We start from the raw sequence: 14,790 nt of genomic DNA on the forward strand, positions 1-14,790 counted from the left end.
GTCTGCTGGCGGCGCTGCCGATTCCGATTCTCCAGGCGCCGATGGTGGGCGCGTCCCTGGACGGCCTGGCGGCGGCGGTGAGCGCGGCCGGCGGGATGGGCGCCCTCGCGGCGGGCGCCCTGGCGCCCGAGGCGATCGGACCGGCGGTGGCGCGCGTGCGGGCGGCGACCGACGCCCCGTTCGCGGTCAATCTGCTCATGGCGCCGCGGGGCGATCCGGCGCCCGGCGAGGTGGCCGCGGCCCTGGCGCAGCTGACGCCGTGGTACGCTCAACTGGGCCTGGAGCCTCCCGAGGCTCCGAACAGTTTCGCGCCGGACTTCGACGCCCAGCTGGAGGCGGTCATCGCGGCGTCGCCGCCCGCCGCATCGTTCACCTTCGGCATTCTGGACCGGCCGCGGGTGGCGCGTCTCCGGGCGCGAGGAACCCTCGTCATCGGGACGGCGACAACGGTCGCCGAGGCGCGGGCCTGGGCCGAGGCGGGCGCCGACGGAATCTGCGCTCAGGGTTTCGAGGCCGGGGGGCATCGCGGGCACTTCCTGGCCGATCCGGAGGCCAGCCTCGTGGGGACGCTGGCCCTGGTGGCGACGATCCGGTCGGCCGTGGACCTGCCGGTCATCGCCGCCGGGGGAATCATGGACGGGCGGGGGGTGGCGGCGGTGCTCGCCCTGGGGGCGGCGGCGGCGCAGATGGGGACGGCGTTCCTGCTCGCGGACGAGGCCACGACGTCCAGGCCCTGGCGAGGGGCGATCGAGAGGGCGGGCGACGACGCCACGCGCCTGACGCGGGCGTTCACCGGCCGTCACGCCCGCGGCATCGAGAACAGGTTCATGCGTCTGATGCATGGGGTCCAGGACGAGGTCCCAGCCTATCCTGTCCAGAACAGGCTGACCCAGCCGCTGCGCGCCGCCGCCGCCCAGGCCGACGAGCCCGAGATGATTTCGCTCTGGGCCGGTCAGGGCGTGGCCCTCGCGCGGCCCGGCCAGGCGGCCGGGATGCTGCGAGCGTGGTGGGACGAGGCCGGCGAGGCCGCCCGGATGCTGGCGAGCCGGACGGAGCGGAAGGACGGATCTTGAGCGACCTGAGGACGGCGGCGCGGGACGCCTACATCTACACCTTGCCGCTGATCGAGGTGGCGACGACGCGCCAGCGGGGCCTGGGACTGGGACAGACGATGGGGACCATCACCCATGTCCGGAACCTGGCGACGCCCAAGCATCGCGCCGTGACGACGCCCAACACCGACACGCTTTATTCCACCGCCCACATCGACCTCTCGGCGGGGCCGGTGACGATCACCCTGCCGCCCGCCGGCGAGCGCTATCTCTCGCTGGCGCTGATGGACGCCTACACCAATAACTTCGCCGTCCTGGGCACGCGGACCACCGGGCCCGACGGCGGGACGTTCCGACTGGTGGGGCCGCGCGAGGCGGCCGAGGGGTGGAACCTCATCCGTTCGCCGACAGATCACGTCTGGGCGCTGGCCCGAGTCCTGGTGGAGGGGCCGCACGACCTGGACGCCGCGCGCCAGGTCCAGGCGGGCGTCTCTCTCCAGGCGCCGGCCGCGGCGCCGCCCGGGCCCTACGCGGGGCGCAAGGCGGACTGGGCGGAATATTTCGCGAGCGCCGCCAAGCTGATGGCCGCCAATCCGCCGCCGGTGACCGACCTGGGCTATCTCCAGGGGCTGGCGCCGCTCGGGCTCCTGGAAGGCTTCGACCCTGGCCGCTTCTCGGCCGACGAGGCGGCGGAGATCGCCGCCGGGCTCGAGGACGGCCGCAAGGCGGTGCGCGGCGGCGGCGGCCTGGGCGGCGGGGCGTCCATCCAGGGCTGGTCGTATCCCAGCGCCAAGCTGGGCGATTTCGAGCAGGACTACGGGCTGCGCGCCGCGGTCGCCCTGGGCGGCCTGGCCGCCCTTCCGCCGACCGAGGCCATGTACCTTCAGGGGCAGGGGCCCGAGCCCGGCAAGCTGTTCGACGGCCGCAAGGCCTGGCGGCTGCACTTTCCGGCGGACGGCCACCTGCCGGTGGATTCCTTCTGGTCCCTCAGCCTCTACGAGGCGACCGACGACGGGCAGTACTTCTTCTGGGACAATCCGTTGAACCGCTACGCCATCGGCGACCGCTCGCCGGGCCTCGTGGCCAACGCGGACGGTTCGCTGGACATCTGGATCGGGAACGAGAGCCCCGGGGCCGAGCGCGAGGCCAACTGGCTGCCCGCGCCGCCTGCGCCGTTCGCCGTGTTCATGCGGGCCTACCTGCCGCGCGCCGAGTTGCTCCAGGGCTATTACCGTATGCCTCCGCTGGAGGTTGTCTGACGCGCGCGTGGCCGCCAATCAGGCTCCGCGTTGATGGAGGCGGCACGGTGAACAGGCGTGAGATTTTGGCGGCGCTGGCGGTGATCGGGGCGATCCCGGCGGCGCGGGCGCATGCGGCGAGCGGCGACCTGAGGTCGGCGGCTCGCGAGGCGTGGCTCTACGGACTGCCGCTCATCGAGATGGCCACCGCGCGGGCCCGCGCGCTGGCCGGCCCGGACGCGGTGCTGAAGCGCCTCAACACGTTCGGACATGGCCGCCATCTCGCCGGGCCGCAGTCGCGGAGCGTCACCACACCCAACAACGACACCCTCTATTCGCGGGCGTGGGTAGACCTGAGCCGCGGGCCGGTGACGATGGAGATTCCGCCCACAGGGGATCGCTACATCTCGGTGGCGGGCATGAACATGTTCACCGACAACGACTTCGTCCTGGGCACGCGGACCACGGGCGGCGCCGGCGGGCGCTACACCATCGTCGGGCCGGGACAGGCCGGCGAGGGGCCGGACGTCGTAAGACTGAAGACGCCGGAGGGCTGGGTGCTGGTGCGGATTCTCGTCGATGGTCCAGACGACCTGCCCGCCGTCCACAAGCTTCAGGACGGCCTTCGCATGAGCGGTCCGGCCGCGGCGGCCCTCGCCGCCTTCGCCGAGCGCGCGGCGCCGCCCCTGGAGTATTTCGCCTCGGTGGCCCGGCTGCTGAAGGCCAACCCGCCGCCCGCCACCGATGGGGCGCTGTTCGGCCGTACGGCGGCCCTGGGCCTGACGGCGCGAGGCGGATTCGATCCCAAGCGCTTCGACGCGGCGGCGATGGCCGAGATCGCAGCGGGCGTGGCCGAGGCGCAGCGCGCCTTGAGGGGCATGCGGCCTGGCGCGGCGGTCCAGGGCTGGAGCTATCCCCGGACGACGCTCGGCGACTTCAACCAGGACTATCTGTTCCGCGCGGCGGTGGCGCTGGGCGGGCTGGCCGCCCTGCCGCCGGCCGAGGCGATGTACATGCAGCCCGTGGCCGAGCAGGGGCGAATGATCACGGGGGCGGGGCCGTATCGCCTGCACTTCCCCGCCGACAGACTGCCCGCCGTCGACGCCTTCTGGTCGCTGACCATGTACGAGGCCACGCCCGATGGGCAGTTCTTCCTCGTGGAGAACCCGATCCGGCGCTATTCGATCGGCGACCGGACGCCCGGCCTGCGTAAGAACGCCGACGGATCGCTGACGCTGTGGATCGCCCGCAGCGATCCCGGCGGCGACCGGTCGCCCAACTGGCTGCCCGCCCCGCCCCAGGGACCGTTCAGCCTGAGCTTCCGCGCCTATCTGCCCAACGACGAATTCCGCGACGGTCGCTACCGGCTGCCTGCGCTGGAGACGGCGTAGGTCTTGGCGCGCCCGAGCCCGCACCGCTAGGGTCGTCTCCCTGCAGAGGGGGTGAGACGAGATGGACACGATCCGGATGCGGCGGGCTGTCGCCATCGGGCTGGCGGCGACAGTTGGCTGGGCTCCAGTGACGGCGCTGGCGCAGCCTCCGGCCTCGGCCGAGGCCGCCCGCAAGGCGGCTCGTACGGAGGCGCTGCGCGTGGTCGATGGCTGGCTCGCGGGTGTGCGCGATTTCGAGGATATCCCCGCCCTGACCGCCGGCGTGGTGGTGGGCGACGACCTCATCTGGGCGAAGGGCTACGGAACGCTGGACGCCGCCCGGAAGATCCCGGCGACGCCGAAGACCGTCTACTCCATCTGCTCGATCTCCAAGGTTTTCACCGCTGTGGCGGTGATGCGCGAGCAGGAGGCCGGGCGGCTCTCCATCGACCAGCCGCTCACCAGCTACCTTTCCTGGGCGACCCTGAAGCCGGCGCAGGGCGACAGCGGGCCGGTCACCCTGCGCGGTCTGCTGACCCATTCGGCCGGCCTGCCGCGGGAAAGCGACTTCCCCTACTGGATCGGCGAAACCTATCCGTTTCCCACCCAGGCCCAGATGCGGGCGAAGACGCCTGAGCAGGCTGCGCTGTTCCCGCCCGGACGGTGGTTCCAGTACTCCAATCTCGGGATCACACTGGCCGGCGAGGCCGTCGAGGCCACGTCGGGTCAGTCCTACGCGGCGTATGTTCAGGCCTCGATCCTGGGGCCGCTGGGGCTGAAGGATACGCAGCCCAGCTTCCCGACCGCGCGGCTGGGCAAGGACATGGCGGTGGGCTGGGGGGCGCGGAAGCGCGACGGGACCCGGGACCTGCTGAACACCTTCGACACCCGCGGGATCGCTCCCGCCGCGGGCTTCACGTCGACGGTGGAGGATCTGGGCCGGTTCGCCTCGTGGCAGTTCCGGCTGGCGCGCACCGAGACACCTGAGATCCTGAAGGCGTCCACCTTGCACGAGATGCAGCGGGTGCAGTTCGTCGATCCCGACTGGCGCACCTACTGGGGCCTGGGCTTCCAGGTGGGACGGGCTGGCAATCGCACCTACGTGGGCCACGGTGGCTCATGCCCCGGCTATGAGACTCTGCTCCGGCTGCACATGGACAGCCAGACGGCTGTGATCGTGATGCAGAACACGCCCGATCGGCCTGGCGACCTGGGGGCGGGCGTGTTCGGCCTGTTGCAGAAACGGGAGGGCTTCGCGTTCAAGGCGCCGGCGGCGGCCAGGGGCGTTCCGCTGGAGGACTACGCCGGGCGCTATGGCGGCCAGCCGTTCGCGGCCGAGATCCTGGTCTCGCCGTGGGCGGGCGGGCTGGCGGTGCTGCGCCTGCCGTCGCGCACGCCATCCGACGACCTGCAGATCCTGAAGGCCAAGGGCGGCGATGTCTTCGTCCGGGTCCGCCAGGACGGCGGCGAGGCCGAGGAGGTGATCTTCCAGCGCGACAAGGCCGGCAAGGTCACGGGCATGCTCACGTTCAGCAACGTGCGCCCGAAGCTGCCGTAGGCGCCGCCGCGGGGCCGCAGCTTGACTCGGCGGTTCTCGGCCGCCATACACCGCGCCTTCCAGCCGCCGGGCCTGCCCGTGTGGCCGGAAGCCTATGACGGGTTGATGCAAGGCCGCCGTTGAAATCGCGATCTCCTTTTCGAGAGGTCGCCGGCCCGCGTCGCAAGAGAGTGGATCATGTCGAAGCGCCATAGCGCCAAGTACAAACTCGACCGCCGGATGGGCGAAAACGTCTGGGGTCGCCCGAAGTCTCCCATCAACAGCCGCGCCTACGGCCCCGGTCAGCACGGCCAGCGCCGCAAGTCCAAGGTTTCGGACTTCGGCCTCCAGCTTCGCGCCAAGCAGAAGCTCAAGGGCTACTACGGCAACATCACCGAAAAGCAGTTCGTCCGCATCTATACCGAAGCCGCGCGCCGCAAGGGCAACACTTCGGAGAACCTGATCGCGCTGCTCGAGTCGCGCCTGGATGCGGTGGTCTATCGTTCCAAGTTCGTGCCGACGCCCTTCGCCGCCCGTCAGTTCGTCAACCACGGCCATGTGCTGGTGAACGGCAAGCGCGTGAACATCGCGTCGTACCGCGTGAAGCCGGGCGACGTCGTGTCGGTGCGCGAGCGTTCGCGCCACATGGCCCTGGTGCTGGAAGCCCTGGGGTCGTCCGAGCGCGACACCCCCGACTACATCACCGTGGACGCGAAGAGCATGTCCGCCACCTTCGTCCGCGCGCCGGAACTGGCCGAAGTGCCGTACCCGGTGAAGATGGAGCCGAACCTCGTGGTCGAATTCTACGCGTCGTAAGCGACGCCGATCATCGAAGATCTGTGCGAAGGCCCCGGAGCGATCCGGGGCCTTTTGCTTGGGCGCCGGGTGTGGCGAAGTGGCCGGCATGGACCGCCGCGTCTTCCTCCTCGCCGGACTGTCGCTCGGCGCCTGCGCGACGCTGCGGACGCCGAAGGTTCGGGCGGCGGCCAAGCCGTTCGCCGAACTGGAGACCCTTTACGGCTTCCAGGCCATGCGGCAGGGCCTGGTGGTGCGTGTCGAGGCCGATGGGTGCACGCCGGCCGAGGACTATGTCCCCTACGTGGATCGGAGCCGGCGGCCAGCCACGCTGTCGATCGCTCGCCGGCGTGTGCGACCCTGTCCGCCGGGCGCGGGACGGGGCGAACTCACCGTCACCTTCCCCTGGTCAGGCCTCGGCCTGCGCCCGGACGAGTCGATCCTCCTGCTCAACCCGATCGCGGCCCTTCGATAGGGATTCGACCGGAGAGAGCTGGAGCCGCGTGTGCGGCAGCGCTTCGGGATGGGCCTCGCGGAGCCAGCCGATCATCTTCTCGCGGACCAGGCAGCGCAGGTCGAACGCCTCGCCCGAACTGCGGGCGCTGGCCAGGATGCGCACCTCCATGACCCGTTCGCGCGCGTCGGTCACCTGCACGACCGAGACCTTGCCGTCCCAGAGTTCCGTCCCCGACAGAATTTCGGCCAGTCGCTCGCGGATCGCCTCCACCGGCGCGCGATAGTCGAGATAGAGCATCACCACCCCCAGAAGCTCGGCCGACTCCCGCGTCCAGTTCTGGAACGGCTTCTCCATGAAGTACTTCAGCGGCACGATCAGGCGGCGCAGGTCCCAGATGCGGATGACGACATAGGTCGAGGTGATCTCCTCGACGCGCCCCCACTCGCCCTCGACGATCAGGGCGTCGTCGATGCGGATGGGCTGGGTCAGCGCGATCTGCACCCCGGCCAGCAGGTTCGACAGCACCGGCTGGAGGGCGAGGCCCACGATGATGCCGGCCGCGCCGCCCGCAGCCAGCAGGCTGACGCCCAGCTGGCGAACGCCTGGCACGGTCATGAGGGCGAAGGCGATGGTGAGCATCACGACCAGCGTCGCGGCGGCGCGGCGCAGGATGCGCACCTGGGTCTGGTGCTTGCGGGCTTCCAGATTGTCGCTGACGTCGATCCGGTAGCGGTCGAGGTAGAGCGTCGAAGCGATGTCGAGGGCCGACATGGCGGCCATGCCGACCAGAACGATGAAGGCGACCAGCAGGCCGTGATGCGCCAGCGCCTCCTGCCGCTCGGGCATGGGCGCGACATGCACCGCCCAGGCGACGGCGCCGATGCAGAGCGCCAGCCGAGCCGTACGGCGCGTGCGTAGCAGAAGCGGGCGCCAGAACGAATCCTCTGCCGTCAGCCGCTTTCGGAGAACCCGCACGATGCCGCCGTACGCCGCCAGCGCTGCGGCCAGGGCAAGTGCGATGAGGATGAGGCCGAGCAGCCAGGATGGCGCCCAGCCCAGATGCTGCCGCGCGGCGGCCAGAAAAGTATCGATGGGCATGAGCGCGTTTTAACGCGCAAAAGAACGAGCGGTTCCGCGCCTATGTGAAAACTTCCGGGATCCAGTCGGGGACGCGGCGCGGGCGGCCCGTGGCCTGTTCGATCAGGACCCAGGTCGTGCGGACCTGGGCGCACATGGCGCCGTCCGGTCCGTCGATGCGGATGAAGCGGTCGAAGCGCGGGCCTTCGGGCGCATCCGCCACCCAGGTGCGCCCTTGGGCGGTCTCGCCCAGCTTGAGTTCGCGGCGATAATCGATCTCGTGGCGCAGCGCGACCCAGGCCCACGTCGCCTGCGTCTCGGCGCTGGCGCGGCTTTGCCAGTGGGCGACGCCGAGGTCCTGAGCCCAGCGCAGATAGACCACGTTGTTGACGTGGCCGTTCTCGTCGATGTCCTCGGGGGACGGCTCGAACGTCAGGCGGAAGACCTGCCGGCCCTCCGGCGGTTCGAGCTGACGGCTCACGCGTCCAGGACGCCCTGTTCCTGCAGGAAGGTCTTCAGTTCGCCGGACTCGAACATCTCGCGGACGATGTCGCACCCGCCCACGAACTCGCCCTTCACATAGAGCTGAGGGATGGTCGGCCAGTCGGAGAAGGTCTTGATGCCATCGCGCAGCGCGTCGCTCTGGAGGACATCGACGCCGACGAAGTCCACGCCCAGATGATCGAGCACCTGGACCGTCACGGCCGAGAAGCCGCAGCGGGGCTGTTCCGGCGCGCCCTTCATGAACAGGATCACAGGATGCTCGGCCACGGACTTGGCGATCCAGTCATGGACGGGGTTGGCGGCGGCGGCTTCGGACATCGGGTCGCCCTTTCGGCGAAGAGGTGCAGGCCAAGAGCTAGGGACGCCGGGTTCCCGGGTCAAGCGGGCGCGCTGGTCTCCAGCGCCAGCGCGTGGAGTTCCCCGCCCATCTTGCCCTTGAGCGCGGCGTAGACGAGCTGGTGCTGGCGGACGCGCGGCAGGCCGGAGAAGGCGGTCGATACGATCCTGGCCTTGTAGTGGTCTCCGTCGCCGGCGAGGTCGGTGATCTCGATCTCGGCGTCGGGAAAACCCTCGCGCAGGGCGGCTTCGAGATCGGGCTGGGACATCGGCATGGGGAGGGCTTAGGACGAACGGGCCCGCGCCTCAAGCGGCGCGGGCCGCACGGCTCAATCGATGATCGCCGAATAGATGATGCTCTTGAGCTGCCCTCGGAAGTTGAAGGTGCCCGACGGCATGAGCTGGGTCATGAAGACGACGCACAGGTCTTCCTTCGGATCGACCCAGAAGATGGTCGAGGCCGCGCCGCCCCAATAGTAGTCCCCGGCGCCCAGGCCGCCGGACTCCACCTCGCCCAGCGTCGAGGCGAAGCCCAGGCCGAAACCCACGCCGTCGTAGGCGGTCTCGGAGAAGCCGCCGATGGCCAGGTCGGTGAGCTGCTTGCCGCCGGGCAGGTGGTTCATGTGCATCAGGGCGACGGTGCGCGGCCCCAGGATGCGGGCCCCATCCAGTTCGCCGCCCCGGCGCAGCATCTCGCAGAAGCGGAGGTAGTCTGCGGACGTGCCGGTGAGCCCGCCGCCGCCCGACTTGAAGCCCGGCTCCTTCGCGAAGGCGCTGTTGGCCGGGTCGTCGATGAGCTTCAGCGTCTTGTCGGGGCCGCGCTGATAGTTGGCGGCGAAACGATCCACCTTCTCGGGCGCGACCTGGAAGGCGGTGTCCTTCATGCCCAGGGGCTCGAAGATCTCCTCCTGGAGATACTGGGCGAAGGGCTTGCCGGAGATGATCTCGACCAGGGCGCCGCAGACGTCGGTGGCCAGGGAGTACATCCAGGCCGTACCCGGCTGGTAGCGGAGCGGCACCTTCGAAAGCTTCTCCATGAAGCCGTCCATCGTGTCGGGCGCGTCGAACGAGCGGATCTTCAGTTCGCGGTAGACCTTGTCGATCGGATGCTGGATGCCCACGCCCGGCAGGCCGCCGCCATAGGTCAGGCCGGCGGTGTGGCTCAGCACGTCGCGGAAAGTGATGGGCCGATGCGGCGCCTCGGTCTGCATGGCCTCGCCCTCGCCCGACACCCAGACGCGGTGATTCTTCCACGAGGGGACGTAGCGGCTGACCGGGTCGTTGAGCTGAAAATAGCCCCGCTCGTACAGCGTCATCAGCGCCACCGAGGTGACCGGCTTGGTCATCGAATAGATGCGATAGATGGTGTCGTCGCGGGTGGTCTTGCCGCGCTCCAGATCCATCGCGCCGAACGACTTGAAATAGGCCAGGTGGCCGTGGCGGGCGACGCTGACCTGACAGCCGGCGATCTTGCCGGGGCCGATGTAGTTTCGCTCCAGGTGTTCGCCGATCCGTTCCAGGCGTCCGGCGTCCAGGCCGGTCCATTGCGACTGGGCGTCCATGAAATCCTCCCGACAGTATGGCGTCTTGCTTGAATGACGGCATCATGGGCGCCGAACGGGCGTTTGGCCAAGTGGAAGGACGGGTATGGACGAACTCGAGGCCCTGGCGGCGGAGATCGGCGAGAAGCTCAAGGCGCGCGGGGAGAAGGTCGCGATCAACGAAAGCTCGTCGGGCGGACTGGTGTCGGCGGCGCTGCTGAGCGTGCCGGGCGCCAGCGCCTACTTCCTGGGTGGGGCGGTGGTTTACACGCCCAAGGCGCGGGTGCTGCTGACCGACATCCCCCGCGAGGCGCTGGAGGGGATACGATCGTCCAGCGAGCCCTACGCCCTGCTCCTGGCCCGAAACGCCTGCGAGCGTTACGGCGCGACCTGGGGAATCTCGGAGACCGGGGCGGCGGGACCGACGGGCAACGGCTACGGCGACGCCCCCGGCCATACCTGCGTGGCGGTGTCGGGGCCGGTCGAGGCCGTGCTGACGGTCGAGACGGGTTCGGAGGATCGCAGCGCCAACATGCGCGCGTTCGCAGCGGCCTGCCTGAGGCTGTTCGACAAGGCGCTGGGATAGGAGGGCTCGCGAGGGGGGCGGGGAAAGGTTCAGAGCGTCGGGTCGGGCGCGATCCTGACCAGGGTCTTCCCGAAATTTCCGCCCTTCAGCATCTGCGCGAAAGCAGCGGGAACGGCGTCGAAGCCTTCGCGGATGTCTTCCAGATAGCGCACCTTTCCCTCGGCCACCCAGGGGGCCACCTCGGTGAGGAAGGCGTCGTGATGGCCTTCCACATACTCGCCTACGAACAGGTTCGAGACCTGGACGCCGCGGGCTTCGGCGGCGGCGCGCTCGGCCGCGCCGGCGTCGCCGGACTCATCGCCGTAGTGGGAGATCAGGCCGCAGATGGTCATGCGGGCGCCCGGACGGAACAGCGGCAGCACCGCCTGGAACACGGCGCCTCCCACGTTCTCGAAGTAGGCGTCCACGCCGTCGGGACAGGCGGCGCGCAGGTCGTCGGCGAAGGTGGGCGACAGGTGGCTGACGCAGGCGTCGAAGCGCAGGTTTTCCAGGACGAAGCGGCATTTCTCGGGCTTGCCGGCGATCCCCACCACCCGGGCGCCACGCTGGCGCGCGAGTTGGCCGGCGATCTGGCCCACGCCGCCCGAGGCCGCCGAGACCACGACCGTCTCACCCGGCTTTGGCTGGCACTGGAGGATCATGCCGGCGTAGGCCGTGAGCCCCAGCATGCCCAGGACGCCGACCGCATGGCTGATCTTCCCCCGGGCGGGGTCGAGCCTTCGCGGAATCATGTAGCCCGGCCTGGGGACCCCTTCGCCCATCAGCCCATACTCGGCCCAGCCGTTGGTGTTGAAGACGAAGTCGCCCGGCGACAGGCCGTCGATCCGGCTTTCGACGATCTGAGCCACCGTGCGGGCGTGGCAGGGCGCGCCCTCGGGTTCGACGCCGCGGCGCTTGTAGCCCCACTGGTAGGGATCGAGAGAGACGTAGATCGTCCGGGTCAGCGCCTGGCCCGGTCCCGGCGTGGGGATCGGGGCGATGCGCATTTCGAAGGTCCCGTCGTCGGGCCAGGGCGGGGGTGGGCGCTTCGCCTGGGTCCAGTACCGGTAGGTTCCGCTCATGCGGCGGCCCCCACGCGAGGCGTGGCGCGGACGTAGGCGTCGATGTCGTTCAGCATGGCGGACCAGGCGTGGTCGGTCTCCGCGGTCCAGTCGTCGCCCAGCAGATCTTTCAGCGTCCGGCCCACCGTGGCGAAGAAGGTGGCGAAGATGTCGCGCGGCACGTCGTAGCCTTCGTGGGTGATGATCTCGTTGCGGATCATGTGGCTGGCGTAGCGGCGCTCGCCGATGAAATCGAGGATCGCCTCGAACACCTTGGCCAGCATCTCGCCGCGGATCGCGCCGTCCTGGTCGCGCCAGAAATGGGGCTTCATGTCGGGATGCGTGGCGAACAGGCGATCGTAGACGTGCGAGGTGGGATCGATCCCCAATTCGGCGATCCGCTCAAGACTGGCCTCGACGGCGGCGGAATAGCTGTAGGCCATTCGACGTCCTCCTCTCGCCCGGTCTGCCGCGGGCGTCCCCTCACCATCGGCGGGGCGGATCGCCGAGGCAAGCGGCGGGACGCGGGGGGCGGCTATTGCGACGCGCCGCGGGCGTCGACGCGGACGATGTCGACCAGCACATCGCCCCGCACCAGGTGGAAGACGTCGTAACGGTCCAGGGTCGGGTCGATGTGCCCGGGGGCCAGTGCGAGCCGTTCGCCCCGGAGCACGGATTCCGCCTTGGGTCGCATCAGGAGGCCCTGCTCGTCCCCGAAGAAGCGATAGGCGCAACCGCCGAACTTCGGGGTCAGGGGCTGGGGGAGCGGCCCGTCGGTGTTGAACGCCTTAAGGCCCGCATCGGTGGACACCCACTTGGGATGATTGGCGGAAATCACGGTGGTGACCACCGTGGCGCTCTGCTCGAAGGCGCCTTCGGGATCTTCCCCGAGCGCGTCGCGGTACTCCTTATCCATGAAGGCGTAGGAGCCGGGCTGGATCTCGGTCAGCACGCCCTGGGCTGCATCGGCGGTGAACGTGCCGGTGCCGCCGCCGGTCACGACCTCCACGGTTCCCCCGACGGCGCGGATCGCGGCGATGGCGGCGGTGAGTTTCGCCATGCCGTCGGCCACAGCGGCGGCGCGGGTGTTCGCGCCTTCCATGTGCTGCCATGCGCCGCCATAGCCCTGGACCCCCAGCAGTCGGAGGTTCGGATGGGCGAGAATCGCGCGCGCCGTCTCCGCCGCCTGGGCGGGGTCGTGGCAACCCGTGCGTCCCAGCCCGACGTCGATGTCGATCAGCACCTGCAGGGGCGCGGTGGTCGCGGCGGCCAGTTCGGCGGCGCCGTCCGGATGGTCCAGAACGATGCGGAAGTCGGGAAGGGCGGCCGCCAGGCGCGCGGCGCGGGCGGCTTTCCCGGCTCCCGCGACGGGCGACGTGATCAGGATGTGGCCGATCCCTCGCGCGGCCAGCGCCTCTGCCTCGGCCAGCTTGGCGCAGCAGACGCCGACGGCGCCGGCCTGGACCTGACGCAGCGCCAGGGCGGCGCACTTATGGGATTTGGCGTGCGGGCGAAGCGCCAGTCCGGCGGACTGCGCTCGGTCGGCCATCTTGGCGACGTTCCGGTCGAAGGCGTCCAGGTCGATGGTGACCGCCGGCGTCGGGATGAGGGCGGCGGAGCCGGGGTGGCCCAGGCTCGACAGGGCGAAGGCGATGTGAGGCCTCTCGGCGAGTGGGCCCAGGTCGGCGCGGATCTCGTCTGGCGTTCGGCTCATGGCGCGCCAAACTCCGGGAAGATCGCCCGGAAGAAAAGGGCCGCTGTTAGGCTTGCAGGATAATGAATATGAATTCACTATATCAGGATGAGGCAAAAGGACGAGGCCAAGGCGCACGACATCCTTCGGGCGGCGCTGGACGAGATCCAGTCGGTCGGGCTCGCCGGGCTGTCGATCGAGGCGGTGGCGCGGCGCGCCGGCGTGGCCACCGGCACCGTCTATATCTACTTCAAAGGCAAGGAGGCCCTTCTGGAGGCGCTGTACCGTCAGGTGAAACTGGCGTTCTCCGACTTTGTGCTGCGTGACGACGGGCTGCCCCTCAAGGCCACGTTCTTCCGAATGAGCAAATCCTATATGGATTATGTCATTCAAAATAATGCAGAAATTGTCTTCGTCCGGCAGTTGGCGAACTCGCCATACATGACCGACGCGTCGCGCGAGGTCTCGGCGCTTGGGGCCCGTCCCGTGACGGCTCTGCTGGAACGCGGCAAGGCCGAGCAATTGCTGAAGGACCTCGACACGACCTGGATGATGACGTTCCTGAGCGAAACCTTGAAGGCGATGGCCGCCCTGGCGGCAAATATGCCGATGGATCAGCGCTTGGCGTTCCAGGACACGGTGGCGACCCTCTGCTGGGATGCGCTGAAAGCCTGACCGGCGACACCTAGTTTGGCCGCGTCACGGGCCAAAGGTGATTTCTAATTCATTTTAGAGGAGGCGGATATGAGCAAGACCATCTTCATCACCGGAAGTTCCACGGGCCTGGGCCGCGCTACAGCGCTGCTGTTCGCCCAGAAGGGTTGGAACGCGATCGCCACCATGCGCAATCCCGCGGCCGATACCGAGCTGCAGGGCCATGGTGTCACCGTGATGCCCCTGGACGTGACCGACCCCGTCCAGATCGGCGAGGCGGCGAGGGCGGCGCTGGCGCTGGGTCCGGTGGACGTCCTGTTCAACAACGCCGGCTATGGCCTCGCCGGGGCGTTCGAGGGGGCGACCGACGACCAGCTTCAGGACCAGCTCGCCACCAACCTGCTGGGTGTGATGCGTGTGACCCAGGCGTTCCTGCCGGCGATGCGCGAGCGCAGGAAGGGGACCATCGTCACCACGACGTCGATCGGCGGCCTGGTCACCTTCCCGTTCAACTCCGTCTATCACGCCACGAAGTGGGGCCTCGAAGGATGGAGCGAGAGCCTCGCCTTCGAACTCGCGCCGTTCGGGGTCAAGGTGAAGACCGTCGCGCCCGGCCTGATCCACACCGACTTCGCCGGCCGTTCGATCGTGCGCACCCTGCATCCCGCCTACATGGATGCGATCGGCAAGGTCATGGCGACCTTCTCGGACCCCGGCCGTCGCTCGGGCGGCTCGACGGCCGAACAGATCGCCGAAGAGGTGTGGGCGGCGGTGAATGACGAGGGTGACGGCGTCACGCACGTGGCGGGCGACGACGCACGCGCGCTCTACGCCCGCCGTCTCGCGGACGGGATCGACGCCTTCCGCAAGGCCGTCCGGACGCAGTTCCTGGGCGGATAGCCGCCGTCGA

The 14,790-nt window shown here is 69.4% G+C and carries 17 protein-coding genes; 9 read left to right on the forward strand and 8 right to left on the reverse strand.

The features are described from left to right. Positions 1-26: 26 nt before the first annotated feature. The 6 genes from ABS78_RS07615 (at position 27) to ABS78_RS07640 (ending at position 6,467) form a co-directional block, all read left to right on the forward strand. Complete coding sequence (locus ABS78_RS07615; protein WP_293376856.1) at positions 27-1,073, forward strand: nitronate monooxygenase; 1,047 nt, start codon at positions 27-29, stop codon at positions 1,071-1,073. Further along, positions 1,070-2,311, forward strand: coding sequence for a DUF1254 domain-containing protein (locus tag ABS78_RS07620; protein ID WP_293376693.1), 1,242 nt, complete (start codon positions 1,070-1,072; stop codon positions 2,309-2,311). Before ABS78_RS07615 ends, ABS78_RS07620 begins: the two co-directional genes overlap by 4 nt. Before the next feature lie 47 nt (positions 2,312-2,358). Further along, positions 2,359-3,681 (forward strand): DUF1254 domain-containing protein, encoded by a 1,323-nt coding sequence (locus tag ABS78_RS07625; RefSeq protein WP_293376695.1) that lies wholly within the window; start codon positions 2,359-2,361, stop codon positions 3,679-3,681. Between the two features lie 61 nt (positions 3,682-3,742). Further along, on the forward strand, positions 3,743-5,218 hold the full coding sequence (locus ABS78_RS07630; RefSeq protein WP_293376697.1) for a serine hydrolase domain-containing protein: 1,476 nt from the start codon (positions 3,743-3,745) through the stop codon (positions 5,216-5,218). 177 nt (positions 5,219-5,395) lie between these two features. Further along, positions 5,396-6,013, forward strand: coding sequence for a 30S ribosomal protein S4 (gene rpsD, locus ABS78_RS07635; RefSeq protein WP_293376699.1), 618 nt, complete (start codon positions 5,396-5,398; stop codon positions 6,011-6,013). A gap of 88 nt (positions 6,014-6,101) precedes the next feature. Further along, a complete protein-coding gene (locus ABS78_RS07640; RefSeq protein ID WP_293376701.1) occupies positions 6,102-6,467 on the forward strand; it encodes a hypothetical protein in 366 nt (121 codons plus the stop codon). Here ABS78_RS07640 and ABS78_RS07645 read toward each other — a convergent pair. Genes ABS78_RS07645 through ABS78_RS07665 form a run of 5 tightly spaced genes read right to left on the reverse strand, consistent with a single transcriptional unit; the run spans position 6,402 to position 9,928 of the window. Next, on the reverse strand, positions 6,402-7,547 hold the full coding sequence (locus tag ABS78_RS07645; RefSeq protein ID WP_293376703.1) for a mechanosensitive ion channel domain-containing protein: 1,146 nt from the start codon (positions 7,545-7,547) through the stop codon (positions 6,402-6,404). The two genes, ABS78_RS07640 and ABS78_RS07645, sit on opposite strands and share 66 nt — an antisense overlap. 40 nt (positions 7,548-7,587) lie before the next feature. Continuing rightward, positions 7,588-8,007, reverse strand: a complete 420-nt coding sequence (locus ABS78_RS07650) for a thioesterase family protein (protein WP_293376705.1) — start codon at positions 8,005-8,007, stop codon at positions 7,588-7,590. Further along, entirely contained in the window at positions 8,004-8,348 is a 345-nt protein-coding gene (gene grxD, locus ABS78_RS07655; protein ID WP_293376707.1) for a Grx4 family monothiol glutaredoxin, read from the reverse strand. Before grxD ends, ABS78_RS07650 begins: the two co-directional genes overlap by 4 nt. A 59-nt stretch (positions 8,349-8,407) precedes the next feature. Then, positions 8,408-8,641, reverse strand: coding sequence for a BolA family transcriptional regulator (locus tag ABS78_RS07660; protein ID WP_293376709.1), 234 nt, complete (start codon positions 8,639-8,641; stop codon positions 8,408-8,410). Between the two features lie 54 nt (positions 8,642-8,695). Next, entirely contained in the window at positions 8,696-9,928 is a 1,233-nt protein-coding gene (locus ABS78_RS07665; protein WP_293376711.1) for a serine hydrolase domain-containing protein, read from the reverse strand. Between the two features lie 85 nt (positions 9,929-10,013). Between ABS78_RS07665 and ABS78_RS07670 the strand changes: the two genes are divergently transcribed. Further along, entirely contained in the window at positions 10,014-10,493 is a 480-nt protein-coding gene (locus ABS78_RS07670; protein ID WP_293376713.1) for a CinA family protein, read from the forward strand. Positions 10,494-10,522: 29 nt separating this feature from the next. On the opposite strand, the gene ABS78_RS07675 is transcribed toward ABS78_RS07670, so the two are convergent. The 3 genes from ABS78_RS07675 to ABS78_RS07685 all read right to left on the reverse strand — a co-directional run bounded on the left by ABS78_RS07675 (position 10,523) and on the right by ABS78_RS07685 (position 13,247). Then, positions 10,523-11,554, reverse strand: a complete 1,032-nt coding sequence (locus ABS78_RS07675) for an NADP-dependent oxidoreductase (protein WP_293376715.1) — start codon at positions 11,552-11,554, stop codon at positions 10,523-10,525. Continuing rightward, complete coding sequence (locus ABS78_RS07680; protein ID WP_293376717.1) at positions 11,551-11,976, reverse strand: globin; 426 nt, start codon at positions 11,974-11,976, stop codon at positions 11,551-11,553. Before ABS78_RS07680 ends, ABS78_RS07675 begins: the two co-directional genes overlap by 4 nt. A gap of 92 nt (positions 11,977-12,068) precedes the next feature. Continuing rightward, positions 12,069-13,247, reverse strand: a complete 1,179-nt coding sequence (locus ABS78_RS07685; protein WP_293376719.1) for an alanine racemase — start codon at positions 13,245-13,247, stop codon at positions 12,069-12,071. A gap of 87 nt (positions 13,248-13,334) precedes the next feature. Here ABS78_RS07685 and ABS78_RS07690 point away from each other — a divergent pair, with 87 nt between their 5' ends. After that, positions 13,335-13,901 carry a TetR/AcrR family transcriptional regulator gene (locus ABS78_RS07690; protein WP_293376721.1) on the forward strand — a complete coding sequence of 189 codons (567 nt, stop codon included), beginning with the start codon at positions 13,335-13,337 and terminating at the stop codon, positions 13,899-13,901. Positions 13,902-13,970: 69 nt separating this feature from the next. Next, entirely contained in the window at positions 13,971-14,780 is an 810-nt protein-coding gene (locus ABS78_RS07695) for an SDR family oxidoreductase (protein WP_293376723.1), read from the forward strand. Positions 14,781-14,790 lie beyond the last annotated feature (10 nt).

It is taken from the genome of Phenylobacterium sp. SCN 70-31, assembly GCF_001724605.1.
In the GTDB taxonomy this organism is placed as follows: domain Bacteria; phylum Pseudomonadota; class Alphaproteobacteria; order Caulobacterales; family Caulobacteraceae; genus Phenylobacterium.